Below are 12,425 nucleotides of genomic sequence, written 5' to 3' on the forward strand. Positions count from 1 at the left end.
CCGCCCGGCCCGCCCCTTCGGGGGCCGCCCGCCGTCTCGCCCGGATTCTCCCGGCCCGGCATTCGGCCGCATTCGGCCACCTGAATTCACCTGCGAGTCATGCCGGACCGCAGCAATTAAGGCGCCGTGGAACCGCCGCACCGAACGCGAAATACTTCGCCGCCTGTACGATTCCGGAGGCCCTTCTTGGAATCGTACAGGAGCCCGATGCGAAACCGTCTTCTCGCCATTGCCGCCTCGGCGGCGGCCGTGGTACTGGGCACGTCGCCGACGGCGGCGGCCTCGCCCTCGCCCAAGCAGCTGATAAGCGCCACCTTCGCCGACCCCGACGTCTACCGGGTCGGCGACACCTGGTACGCCTACGCCACCGGCGACGGCCCCGCCCACGTCCAGATGGCCACCGCCCCGGCGCTCAACGGCCCCTGGACCCGCCTGGGCACCGACCCGCTGCCGCAATACCCCGCCTGGGTCGGTTCCGGCGTGGCCTGGGGGCCGGACGTCTCCCGCCGCGCCGACGGGAAATTCCTCATGTACTACACCGCCTCCATGCCGACGCCCGGCGACGCGAAGAGCTCCTTCCGCAAATGCATCGGCGCGGCCCTTGCCGACGGCCCCGAAGGCCCGTTCGCCCCCGTGGGCGCCGAGCCGCTGATCTGCGCGGCCAAGACCGCGGCCGACACCTGGGAGCCCTACGACTCGATCGGCCCGAGCAGCTTCGTCGACACCGACGGCAGCCGCTACCTCCTTTGGTCGCACGTCGCCAACCGCCCCGAATTCGGCGACCAGGACTCCTCGATCCAGATGCAGAAGGTCGGCGAGGACGGAGTCACCCTTCTCGGCTCGCCCGGGACCCTCGTCCACGAGAAGGGCGAAGGGGTCGTCGACGGGTACACCACCGAGGCGCCCGACCTGGTCAGGCGCCCCGACTCCTACGCCCTCGTCTACTCCGGCGGCGCCTGGGACCACGACGACTACTACTCGCGCTACGCCACCGCCACCGCCATCTGGGGCCCCTACACCAAGGGCACCAAGCTCACCAGCATCGACTACACACCCCTGTTCCGCGGGCCCGGCAGCGTCGACGTCGTGACCGTCACCTCACCCGGCCCGGAGAAGGGCGTCCACGTCGTCTTCCACGCCGACGAGAACCCGGCGCCGCCGCCCGGCAACTCCGACCGCGGCATGTACATCCAGGACGTCGTGTGGACCAGCGGCCGGCCGAGCACCCTGCCCGGCCACACCTTCCGCCTCCGCGCGGCGCACAGCTCGAAATGCCTCGACCTCACCGACTCCGGAACCGCCGACCAGGTGAACGTCCGCCAGTGGGACTGCGACGGCGCCGACGCGCAGGACTGGCGGTTCCGCAACCTCGGCGGCGACAGGTACGAGATCAAGAGCCAGGTCAGCGGCAAGTGCCTGGACGTCGCGCACTCCTCGACCGACCCCGGCGGCAACGTCTGGCAGTACACCTGCAACGGCTCGGCCGCGCAGGCGTGGAAGATGGTCCGGGTCGACGACTCCCGCTACCGGCTCGTCTCCGCGGTCAGCGGCCTGTGCCTCGACGTCACCGGCGCGAGCACCGCCTCCGGCGCCAACGTCGAGCAGTGGACCTGCCCCACCGACATGCTCGACCCCTCCCAGCACCCGAACCAGCTCTGGCGCCTGGAAGAGCACGCCTGACCCCGCCGCCCCCGCGCTCCGACCCGCCGCCCCCTGGCTCCGGCCGGCCGGGGGCGGCGCCGCCTCCCGTCAGGCGGCCAGGAAGTCCAGTAGGTCGCGGTTGAAGCGTTCCTTGTCGCCCGGGACCATCGCCAGGCCGTGCGAGGCGCCCTCGTAGACCTTCAGCGTCGCGTCCGGGACGATCCGCGCGGACTTGCGGGCGGTCGCGTCGATCGGGACGATCTGGTCGTCGTCGCCGTGCACGATCAGCGTCGGAACGTCGATCTTCTTCAGGTCGTCGGTGAAGTCGGTCTCGGCGAACGCCGTCGTGCAGTCCACGCCCGCCTTGACGCTCTCGTGCATCGCCATGAACCAGAACGCGTCCCGGTTGCCCTGCGTCGCCCTGGCGTCGGGGCGGTTGGTGCCGAAGAAGGTCTCCGAGACGTCCCGCCAGAACTGCGAGCGCTCCCGCAGGATCCCGGCCTTGATGTCCTCGAACACCTGCGCCGGGACGCCCTCGGGATTGGCGTCGGTCCGCAGCATCAGCGGCGGGATCGCCGACAGCAGCACGACCTTGGCGACCCGCCCCGTGCCGTGCCGGCCGATGTAGCGGGCCAGCTCCCCGCCGCCCATCGAGTGCGCCACCAGCGTGACGTCCCGCAGGTCCAGCGCGCCGAGCAGGTCGGCGAGGTCGTCGGCGAAGGTGTCGAAGTCGTAGCCCTCCCACGGCTGCGACGAGCGCCCGTGCCCGCGGCGGTCGTGGGCGATGCCGCGGTACCCGGCGTCGGCGACCGCCTTCAACTGGTCCTCCCACGCGTCGGCGTTCAGCGGCCAACCGTGGACGAACACCACCGGAGGGCCCGACCCCCAGTCCTTGAAGAAGATCTCGTTGCCGTCGCGCGTCGTGACGAACCCCATCCCGTGAACCCCCAGACGTATCGGTGCGTTCCGGCGGGCGTTCCCGTGCGGGCGCGCCGCTACCCGGATCACGGGACAAGGCCGGGTCGACCTTTCTTTACGCCCCGCACCTCGTCAGGCCCCCGCACCGCGCCGCAGGGGTCCGGCGGCGGCTGAAGTCTCGGCAAAGGCGGGCGCGTGCGGGCGGGGACGCGCGGCGCGCGCGGCTAGCGTGCGGCCATGCCGCAGACGCCCGGCGCCAGGCCCGCGTACGCGCCCGCCGACGTCCCGCCCGACGCGCCCCCGGCACCGCCCGCGCCCCCGGGCCCTCCCGGACCGCCCGGACCTCCCGGCCCGGCGCCGGAGGCCCCAGGCGCCGCGGGACGGGGCGGCCCGCGGCGGATGCCGGCGTGGCTGCCGCGGGCGTTCGCGCTCGCCGGGGTGATCGTGCTGGCGTTCATGGCGCTGCTGTGGCTGCTGGAACGGCTGCGCGGGCTGCTGCTGCTCGTACTGGTCTCGCTGTTCCTGGCGTTCGCGATCGAGCCCGCGGTGAACTGGCTGGCGGCCCGCGGGTGGCGGCGCGGCGCCGGCACCGCGCTGATGTTCGTGGTGATCGGCGTGCTGCTGGCCGGGTTCGCCGGCGGCATCGGGTCGCTGCTGGCGACCCAGGCCACCCACCTGATCAACGGGTTCCCCGGCTACGTCCGGCACGTCGTCGACTGGGTCAACGCGACGTTCGGCACCCACCTGTCGCGCGACACCCTGTTCCAGCGGCTCCCGACGGTGACCGGCACGCTGTCGCGGCACCTGTCGGACCTCGCGCAGAACGTGTGGGGGATCGGCGCCACCGCCTTCGGGGTGGTCTTCAAGGCGCTCGGGGTGCTGCTGTTCACCTTCTACCTGTCGGCGCAGGGCCCGCAGCTGCGCCGGACGGTGTGCTCGCTGCTGCCGCCGCACCGGCAGCGGTCCGTGCTGCGGGCCTGGGAGATCGCGATCGACAAGACCGGCGGCTACATCTACTCCCGCGCGCTGCTGGCGCTGATCTCCGCCGTCGCGCACTACATCGCGCTCATCGGGCTCGGGGTGCCGTACGCGGCGACGCTCGCGCTGTGGGTGGGGGTGGTGTCGCAGTTCATCCCGGCGGTCGGCACGTACCTGGCGGGCGCGGTGCCGGTGCTGATCGCGCTGACCCGCTCGCCGTCGACGGCGCTGTGGATCCTGCTGTTCATCGTCGCCTACCAGCAGGTGGAGAACTACCTGCTGCAGCCGCGCATCACCGCCCGGACGCTGGACATGCACCCCGCGGTCGCGTTCGGGCTGGTGCTGGCCGGGGTGGCGGTGGCCGGGCCGGTCGGGGCGGTGGTGGCGCTGCCGTTCGGCGCGAGCGTGCAGGCGTTCGCCGGCGCCTACATCCGCCGCTACGAGGTGGAGGAGCACCCGCTGACCCGCACGACCCCCGCCCGGCGCGAACGGCGGCCGCCGCCGCGGTGGCTCCGGCGCCGGAAGTGACCCCCGATTATGGCGACACTGTGTCGCCAACATAAGGTTGGCGACACAGTGTCGCCAACTATCCCCGGAGCCCCTCCGTGTTCCTCGCCCTCCGCGACCTGCGGTTCGCCCGCGGCCGCTTCCTGCTGATGGGCACCGTGATCGCACTGATCTCGGTGCTCGCCGCCGTCCTGACCGGCCTGTCGTCCGGCCTCGCCCGCGACGGCGTGTCCGCCCTGCGCGCCCTGCCCGTCACCCACTTCGCCTTCCAGCGCGGCGTCGAGGGAGACCTGTACTCGCGCAGCACCGTGCCCGCCGACGACGCCGCGGCCTGGGCGAAGCGGCCCGGCGTCCGCAGGGCCGCCGCCTACGGCAACCAGCTCGCCCACGCCAAGGACGCCCGCACCGGCCAGGACCTCGACATCGCCGTTTTCGGCATGGACCCCGGCTCCTTCATCGCGCCGCGCCCCGCCACCGGCCGCCCCCTCGGCACCGTCCCCGACGGCGTGCTGATCTCCAGCCGCCTCGCCGCCGACGGCGTGAAGACCGGCGACACCCTCCGGGTCGAGCGCAGCGGCGCCGCGCTGCCCGTCATCGGCACCGTCGGCGACGCGTCCTTCACCCACGTCGCCGTCGTCTACGCGCCGCTGCGCACCTGGCAGCGCATCCACTACGGGCTGCCCGGCGCACCGCCCGAGCAGGCCTACCACCAGGCCACCGCCATCGCCCTGGACGCCGCGCCCTCCATCACCGGCGCCGCGGACGCGCAGGTCGTCACCAAGGACAAGTCCTACTCCGCCTCGCCCGGGTTCGCCGCCGAGACCGCCACCATGACGCTGATCAAGGTGTTCCTGTACCTGATCTCGATGCTGGTCGTCGCCGCGTTCTTCGTCGTGTGGACCGTCCAGCGCAAGGGGGAGATCGCCCTCGTCCGGGCCCTCGGCGGATCCGCCCGGTACCTGGCGCGCGACGCCGTCGCGCAGGTGCTGGCGGTGCTGGTGCCCGCCACCGCCGCCGGGACCGCCGCCGGCATCGGCATCACCGCCGCGCTGCACGCCGCGTCCGGCACCGTCCCGATCGCCCTGGAGGCCGCGCCGCTGACCACCGCCGCCGCGCTGCTGATCGTGCTCGGCGTGCTCGGCGCCGTCGTCACGCTGCGCCGCGTGACCTCCGTCGACCCGCTCGCCGCCCTGGGAGGCAGCCGATGACCGCCACCGCGACCCGCGCCGGGCTCACCCTGTCCGGCGTCACCCTGCGCTACGGCGCCGGCGACACCCTCGTCACCGCCCTCGACGGCGTCGACCTCACCGTCGCACCGGGCGAGGTCGTCGCCGTCGCCGGCCCGTCCGGCTCGGGCAAGTCCAGCCTCCTCGCCGTCGCCGGCGCGCTGATCGCGCCCACCGAGGGCACCGTCGCCGTCGGCGGCGCCGACGTCACCGCCGCCACCCCCGCGCGCCGCACCGCGCTGCGCCGCACCGGCATCGGCTACGTCTTCCAGTCCGCCAACCTGCTGCCCTCCCTCACCGCCCGCGACCAGCTGCTGCTCATCGCGCACCTGGCCGGACGCGTCACCCGCGAGGACCGCGACCGCGCCGACGGGCTGCTGGACGCCGTCGGGATGACCGCCAAGGCGTCCCGCCGCCCCCACGAGCTGTCGGGCGGCGAACGCCAGCGCGTCGGCATCGCCCGCGCCCTGATGAACCGGCCCGCGCTGCTGCTGGCCGACGAGCCCACCGCCGCCCTCGACCAGCACCGCGCCCGCGACGTCGTCGCGCTGCTGGCCCGCCAGGCCCGCGACCGCGGCACCGCCACCGTCCTGGTCACCCACGACGAGGGCCTGCTCGGCGCCGCCGACCGCGTCGTGCGCATCCGGGACGGCAGAATGAACTAGCCGCCCGCCCCCGCCGCGGAAGGAGACCGCATGCCGAGGATCACCGCCCCGACCGTCGCCGAGCACCGCGCCCGCAGGCACACCGCCCTGCAGGCCGCCGCCCGCGACATCCTGCTCGCCGACGGCGCGCAGGCGGTGACCCCGGCATCGGTCGGCGCCCGCGCCGGCCTCGCCCGTTCCAGCGTCTACAAGTACTACTCCTCGACCGGCGACATTCTCGCCCAGCTCGCCGCGGACGTCTTCGCCGACTGGACCGGTCGGCTGCGCGCCGCCACCGACGCCGCCGCCACCGACGCCGCCGCCACCGACGCCGCCACGGATGCCGCCGGCGGCGACGGGCCCGCCGCGCGCATCGCCGCCTACGTCCGCGGCCACCTGGAGTTCGCCCGCAGCGACGACCGCCGCGTCACCGACGCCATCGCCGCCGCCGGGCTGCCCGCCGAATGCCTGGACTGGGTCGCCGCGCAGCAGCGCGCCCTCGTCGCGCCGCTGCGCGAGGCGCTCGCCGACCGCGGCGACCCCGACCCCGAGGCCACCGCCGCGCTCATCCTCGGCACCCTGGACGGCGCCGCCCGCCTCATCGACGCCGGACGCGACCCCGCCGCCGTCACCGACGCCGCCCTGGCCTTCATCACCCGCCCCTGACCGCCGTGCCCCGGGGGAGGGGCGCGGCCTTTACCGGCAGCAGGACGGACCCGGACCACATCGTCGACCATTGCCGTGGACGAGCCCGCCCCGCGGGGTTAGCGTGCCAGCAGAACCTTGATCAATTGGCAGCTCGGGGGCGGAGGGAGCCGTCATGCACCTGCCCCGCACGCACCGTCCTCCCAGGCCCCCGGCCCGCGGCCACCGCACCGGCTCACCCGGCACCCGCCGGCCCGGCACGGGCCCCGCCCGCCGCGCCGCCGCCGGCCTGGCCGCCGCGGCGCTCGCCGCCACCGCCCTCACCGTGCCCGCGCTCACCGCGCCCGCCGCCCACGCCCAGGCCACCGGACCCGACGCCGGCAAGGACCCCCGGCTGCTGCGGCTGCTGCGCTCGATGAGCCTGCAGGACAAGGCCGCCCAGCTGTTCGTCCTGCAGGTCTACGGCAAGAGCGCCGACACCACCGACACCGCCGACGTCGCCGCCAACCGCAAGCTGTACGGGGTCGACAACGCCGCGCAGATCGTCGCCCGCTACCACCCCGGCGGGTTCATCTACTACGCCAACAACGTCACCGACCCCCGCCAGGTCGCCGGCCTGTCCAACGGCATCCAGCGCGCCGCGATGGCCCAGCCGCACCGCGTCCCCGAGACGATCGCCACCGACCAGGAGGGCGGCATCGTCGCGCGGATCCAGCCGCCCGCCACCCAGTCGCCCGGCAGCATGGCCCTGGCCGCCGGACGCTCCACCGGCGACGCCCGCGCGCTCGCCCGCATCACCGGCCAGGAACTGCGCGCCATCGGCGTCAACCAGGACTACGCACCCGACGCCGACGTCAACGTCAACCCCGCCAACCCCGTCATCGGCGTCCGCTCCTTCGGCTCCGACCCCTCGCTGGTGTCGTCCATGGTCACCGCGCAGATCCGCGGCTACCGGTCCGGCGGAGTGACCGCCACCGCCAAGCACTTCCCCGGCCACGGCGACACCACCACCGACAGCCACACCGGCGTCCCGCGCATCGGCCACACCCGCGCCCAGTGGGAGCAACTCGACCTGCCGCCGTTCCGCGCCGCGATCGCCGCGGGCGTCGAGTCCATCATGACCGCGCACATCATCGTGCCCGCCCTCGACCCCTCCGAGGACCCCGCCACCCTGTCCAAGCCGATCCTCACCGGCATCCTGCGCGACCAGCTGCACTACCGCGGCGTCATCGTCACCGACGCCCTCGACATGCAGGGCGTCCGCGACAAGTACGGCGACGAGCGCATCCCCGTCCTCGCCCTCAAGGCCGGCGCGGACGTCCTGCTCAAACCGCCCGCCGACGCCTCCGGCAACGGCGTGTTCGCCCGCCAGCTCGCCGCCGTCGTCGACGCCGTCAAGACCGGCGAGATCAGCGAGCAGCGCCTCGACGCGTCGGTGTACCGGGTGCTGGCCCTCAAGCAGAAGCGCGGCCTGTTCCGCGACCCCTACGCCGACACCGCCCGCATCGGCGGCACCGTCGGCACCCGCGCGCACCTGGCCGCCGCGCAGCGCGCCGCCGACCGCACCACCACCCTCGTCAAGAACGACGCCGGGCTGCTCCCGCTGAAGGCAGGCCCCCGCAAGGTCCTGGTCGCCGGATGGGCCACCGCCTCCAGCACCGCCGGGCTCGCCGCCGGCATCGCCGAACGCGGCGCCGCCACCACCGTCCGCAGCACCGGCCTCAGCCCCACCCAGGCGCAGATCGACGACGCCGTCGCCGCCGCCTCCGGCCAGGACCTCGTCGTCGCCGTCACCAACCGCGCCTGGGACGTCAGCACCGAACCCGGCCACCAGGGCCCCGGGCAGGCGAACCTCGTCAAGGCGCTCGTCGCCACCGGCAGACCCGTCGTCGTCATCGCCGTCCGCGACCCCTACGACATCGCCTACTTCCCCGAGGCCGCCACCTACCTCGCCACCTACTCCTACACCGCCGAAGCACAGCGCTCGGCCGTCAAGACCCTGTTCGGCGAGATCGACCCGCAGGGCACGCTGCCCGTCGCCATCCCCACCCGCGACGACCCCGGCACCGCCCTCTACCCCTTCGGCCACGGCCTGACCTACCACCACTGAACCCGATCACGACTCAAGGCGCTCACGCGGGACGGCGACGGCCCGGTCCCGGGGACGACAGCCGCAGTCGTCCCCGGAACCGGGCCGGGCAAAGGTGCAGGGGAGAGGCGGGCGGTCAGCGGTGCCGCGCGGTGACGGCCACCTGCTTGGCGCCGATCGCCTTCATCATCGTCGGCCAGATCTTGCCGGCCTCGCGGATCCACGCGGGCCAGTTGTGGCGGCCGTCGCCGTAGATGTCGGCGGTGTAGGGCACCTTCAGCTCGTCCAGGTGCTTCTTGAACTCCTGGTTGTCCGCGCCGACCGCGATCTCGCTCAGCAGGCCGATGTCCCACGGCGCCACGTCCGGGTCGCCCGGACCGGGCCTGCCGGTCGTCCCGGCGGAGAAGAACAGCTGCGTGCCGCGCAGCTTGTCGGCCAGCGCGTACGGGTCGTGGGCCGCCCAGTTGGCGTCGTCGGCCCACGGGACGCCCCAGATCGCGAACGGGTCCTGCCCGTTGCCGGCGTTGGTGAACATCAGCATCGCGGGCATCCCCGCCGACCGCATCGACAGCACGCCGCTCAGCGACGCGGCGTACTTGAACAGCCCCGGGTGCCGGGCCGCGTAGGCGAACGCGCCCTGCCCGCCCGAGGAGTTGCCGATCGCCGCGCGGACCGCTCCAGCGCCGTAGTTGCGCTCCATCAGCTGGCGCACCTCGGCGGTGTGGAAGGTCTCCCACTTGGGAGTCCCGCCCTTGCCGTAGTTGTACCAGTCGGTGTACGAGCCGTTCTCGCCCTCCGGCATCACGACCAGGACGTCGTACTTGGCCGCCCACGCCTCGATGTCGGTGTTCTTGGTCCAGGAGGTGTAGTTGTCCTGCCCGCCGTGGAAGGCGTACAGCACCGGCCACGTCCGCGTCGCGCCGCGCGTCCAGTCCTTGGGCAGCAGGATCCGGGTCTTCACCGACTTGCCGAGCGCCGGGGAGGAGATGGTGACGTCCACCTCGTGGTCGGCGACCTTGGTCTCCTGGGTGATCCGCGCGCCGTCGTCCGCCTTCGCCGGCGACGTGTCCGCCTGCGCCGCCCCGGCGCCGGCCGCGCCGATCCCGGCCACCAGGACCGTGGCGGCGGCGCCCGCCGTCACCGAGCGCCGCCACTGGACGACCGCGAGTACCGGACGGCGGACAGAGGGTGTCATGTGCTCACCTTGCGGAACAGGCCCGACCCCCGTGGCCGCGCGACTCCCGCCGAGTGTGCCGCCGACCCGCCAAATGATCTACAAACCGGAGTAACAAAGAAGGATCGGGATGACTGTAGATATGTGAGTCATTCAGGCGGTGCTGTGATGGACCGGTGACGCTCGGGTCAGGCGGGGCGGTGGCTGAGGAACCCGGCCAGATCGCCGACCATGCCGGCGTCGAACGTCCCCGCGACCGCCCGCACCAGCGCCCCGAACGGCGCGTCCGGCGGCTCCACCCGCAGCAGCCACGCCACCCGGTCCGCGCACAGCGGGTCGAACACCGCCGCCGCCAGCAGCATCGCGGTGAACTGCGACGCCATCGTCGCCTCCAGCACCGGCCGGGCCGGCTCGCGGGTCCGCAGCCACTCGGTGCCCGTCCACTCCACGCCCGCGATCCACGCCTGGACGGTCGAGCGCAGCGTCCCGCTCGGCTCGTCCACCCGCAGCGTCCGGTAGGTCAGCGCGCAGATCTCGTCGCGGACCCGCTGCGCGGTCGACAGCGTCGCCTCCGGCGCCCGCCGGCTCCCGGCGCCGAGCAGGCCCGCGTACCCGACCTCGTAGCGCTCCAGGAAGTCGACGTACAGCTCCAGCCGCCGCATCATCTGCACCGACGGCGGCCCCCCGGCGACCTGGCCGAGCCGGTCGGTCAGCTCCGCGCCGACCCGGTCCGCGGCCGCCTCGTACAGCTCCTGCTTGCCCTCGAAGTACCGGTACACCGACGAGCGGGACGTGCCCGCCTCCCGCGCCACGTCGTCGATCGACACCTCCGGCTCGGGGCGCCGGCCGAACGCCTCGATCGCGGCCTCGATGATCTCCTCGCGGCGGCGGTCCTGCGACAGCCGCCGGAACGGGGGCCGCCGGCGCGGCGCCGCCTCACCTGCCATGCGCGTCACCCTAGCGGCACGCCGCCCCCCGCCCGCCCGACGCCCGGCGGGGCGTGTGAGCCACGTCTCGGCGTGACCGGTCCCGCGCGTGGGGCAGGATCGAGGGATGCGGGCGCATCGGCCGGGGGGCGGGCGCGCGGACCGGCGGCCGCCCCGGGCACTGGCGGCGGCCGCGGCCCTCGCCACGGCCGCGGCCGTCCTGGACGTGCTGGCCGACGGCCCGCTGCGCCACCTCGACCAGTGGGTGTTCTCCGGCGGCCTGCCGCCCCGCACCGGCGCCTGGCACTGGACGTGGCGGACGATCGTCAACGGCGGCCAGTACTGGATCGTCGGGAGCCTCGCCGGGATCACCGCGGTCACCGCCGCGTGGCGGCGCCGCAGCGTCCCGCTGCTGCTGCGCGCGGGCGTCTGGCTGGCCTGCACCGAGCTGGTCGTGCGCGCCGCGCAGGTGCTGTTCGCCCGGACCGCGCCGCTGTACGGCGCGGACGAGATGTTCGCCGCCGGGCACCTGTCGTTCCCGTCCGGGCACGCCGCCAACGCCGCCGCCTGCCTGCCGTTCATCGCCGCGATGGCCGGCGCGCCGCGCCGCTGGACGATCGCCGCGCACACCCTGGCCGCGCTGGTCGCCGTCGCCGTCGTCGCGCTCGGCTACCACTGGCCGACCGACGCGCTCGCCGGCTGGGGGATCGGCACGCTGCTGGCCTGCGCCGCCCGCGTCCTGGTCGTGCCGGGCGAGCCCGCCCGCGACGGCCGGCGCCGCGCCGGGGCGGCCACCGCCACCCCCGCCGACGACGCCTGACCCGCGCCCGCCTCACCCCCGTCCGGCGGCGGGCCCGGGCCTCACTCCTGCGCGGCGGACTCGGCGAGCAGCGCGGCCAGCTCGCGGGGCTTGGAGAACATCGGCCAGTGCCCGGTCGGCAGCTCCCGGTACGTCCAGCCCGGCCCGGCCATCGGCGCGAACACCGGATTGCCGCTGGCGGCCATCTGCTTCACCGCCGGCAGCGGGATGGTGCACAGGACCAGCGTGCGCGGCGTGTCCGGCAGCGGCTCGGGCCGCTCCAGCGGCTGCGCCGCGGTCGCGAACGGCTGCGGGGTGCCGCGCCGGCGCATCTCGGCGAGCCGCTCCGCGCTCAGGCCCTCGAGGTTGACCGGGTCGGCGCCGGCGTCGAACGCCGGCACCGGGATCGTCCAGCCGTCGCCCTCCTCGGCGACGGTCTTCTCCAGCTCCGCCCGCTCGTCGGGGGCGCGGAAGTCGATCCCCGCCATCCCGGACGGCATCGGCCCGCTGTCGACGTAGACCACGCGCGAGACGCGGTCCCCGAGCCGGTCGGCGGCGCCGGTGACCGCCATGTTCGCGCCGCTGTGCGCGACGAGGACCACCGGCCCGGGCCCGGCGTCCTCGACGGCGGCGACGACGTCGGCGATGTGGTCGTCCAGGCCCACCTCCGGCGCCAGCTCGCCCGCCCGCTCGGCCAGCCCCTTCAGCGTCACCGGGCGCGCCTCGTGGCCCGCACTCCGCAGCCCCGCCGCGACCTCCTCCCACGCCCACGCGCCCAGCCAGAACCCCGGAACCAGAACGAACGTCGCCATGTCAGCGCCCTTTCCCTCGTCGATGAGAACCACGCTAGGGTCAATACCGGACAGAACCCGCCCGGA

Annotated in this window: 11 protein-coding genes; 7 read left to right on the forward strand and 4 right to left on the reverse strand. The window is 74.5% G+C overall.

What is annotated here, in order from left to right; genetic code table 11:
* Positions 1 to 207 precede the first annotated feature (207 nt).
* Complete coding sequence (locus AB0C78_RS04225; RefSeq protein WP_360741470.1) at positions 208 to 1,680, forward strand: RICIN domain-containing protein; 1,473 nt, start codon at positions 208 to 210, stop codon at positions 1,678 to 1,680.
* 69 nt (positions 1,681 to 1,749) lie between these two features.
* On the opposite strand, the gene AB0C78_RS04230 is transcribed toward AB0C78_RS04225, so the two are convergent.
* A complete protein-coding gene (locus AB0C78_RS04230) occupies positions 1,750 to 2,577 on the reverse strand; it encodes an alpha/beta hydrolase (protein WP_360741472.1) in 828 nt (275 codons plus the stop codon).
* Between the two features lie 219 nt (positions 2,578 to 2,796).
* Here AB0C78_RS04230 and AB0C78_RS04235 point away from each other — a divergent pair, with 219 nt between their 5' ends.
* The 5 genes from AB0C78_RS04235 to AB0C78_RS04255 all read left to right on the forward strand — a co-directional run bounded on the left by AB0C78_RS04235 (position 2,797) and on the right by AB0C78_RS04255 (position 8,669).
* Positions 2,797 to 4,065: an AI-2E family transporter gene (locus AB0C78_RS04235; RefSeq protein WP_360741474.1), complete on the forward strand. Its 1,269-nt coding sequence runs from the start codon at positions 2,797 to 2,799 to the stop codon at positions 4,063 to 4,065.
* A gap of 77 nt (positions 4,066 to 4,142) precedes the next feature.
* On the forward strand, positions 4,143 to 5,252 hold the full coding sequence (locus AB0C78_RS04240; RefSeq protein ID WP_360741476.1) for an FtsX-like permease family protein: 1,110 nt from the start codon (positions 4,143 to 4,145) through the stop codon (positions 5,250 to 5,252).
* Positions 5,249 to 5,935: an ABC transporter ATP-binding protein gene (locus AB0C78_RS04245; protein WP_360741478.1), complete on the forward strand. Its 687-nt coding sequence runs from the start codon at positions 5,249 to 5,251 to the stop codon at positions 5,933 to 5,935. Before AB0C78_RS04240 ends, AB0C78_RS04245 begins: the two co-directional genes overlap by 4 nt.
* A gap of 30 nt (positions 5,936 to 5,965) precedes the next feature.
* Entirely contained in the window at positions 5,966 to 6,580 is a 615-nt protein-coding gene (locus AB0C78_RS04250; protein ID WP_360741480.1) for a TetR/AcrR family transcriptional regulator, read from the forward strand.
* A gap of 154 nt (positions 6,581 to 6,734) precedes the next feature.
* The gene (locus AB0C78_RS04255; protein ID WP_360741482.1) at positions 6,735 to 8,669 is read left to right on the forward strand and encodes a glycoside hydrolase family 3 protein; all 1,935 of its coding nucleotides are present in this window, start codon (positions 6,735 to 6,737) and stop codon (positions 8,667 to 8,669) included.
* A 115-nt stretch (positions 8,670 to 8,784) separates the two neighbouring features.
* On the opposite strand, the gene AB0C78_RS04260 is transcribed toward AB0C78_RS04255, so the two are convergent.
* Together AB0C78_RS04260 and AB0C78_RS04265 are read right to left on the reverse strand one after the other, a co-directional pair.
* Positions 8,785 to 9,843 carry an alpha/beta hydrolase family protein gene (locus tag AB0C78_RS04260; RefSeq protein ID WP_360741484.1) on the reverse strand — a complete coding sequence of 353 codons (1,059 nt, stop codon included), beginning with the start codon at positions 9,841 to 9,843 and terminating at the stop codon, positions 8,785 to 8,787.
* Positions 9,844 to 10,010: 167 nt separating this feature from the next.
* Positions 10,011 to 10,769 carry a TetR/AcrR family transcriptional regulator gene (locus AB0C78_RS04265; RefSeq protein WP_360741486.1) on the reverse strand — a complete coding sequence of 253 codons (759 nt, stop codon included), beginning with the start codon at positions 10,767 to 10,769 and terminating at the stop codon, positions 10,011 to 10,013.
* Positions 10,770 to 10,875: 106 nt separating this feature from the next.
* Between AB0C78_RS04265 and AB0C78_RS04270 the strand changes: the two genes are divergently transcribed.
* Complete coding sequence (locus AB0C78_RS04270) at positions 10,876 to 11,568, forward strand: phosphatase PAP2 family protein (RefSeq protein WP_360741488.1); 693 nt, start codon at positions 10,876 to 10,878, stop codon at positions 11,566 to 11,568.
* Positions 11,569 to 11,609: 41 nt separating this feature from the next.
* Here the strand turns inward: AB0C78_RS04270 and AB0C78_RS04275 are convergent, their stop codons facing one another.
* On the reverse strand, positions 11,610 to 12,359 hold the full coding sequence (locus AB0C78_RS04275; RefSeq protein WP_360741490.1) for an alpha/beta hydrolase: 750 nt from the start codon (positions 12,357 to 12,359) through the stop codon (positions 11,610 to 11,612).
* Positions 12,360 to 12,425: the final 66 nt, after the last annotated feature.

Origin of the sequence: Actinomadura sp. NPDC048394 (assembly GCF_040651755.1) — a bacterium.
GTDB lineage: Bacteria > Actinomycetota > Actinomycetes > Streptosporangiales > Streptosporangiaceae > Spirillospora > Spirillospora montaniterrae.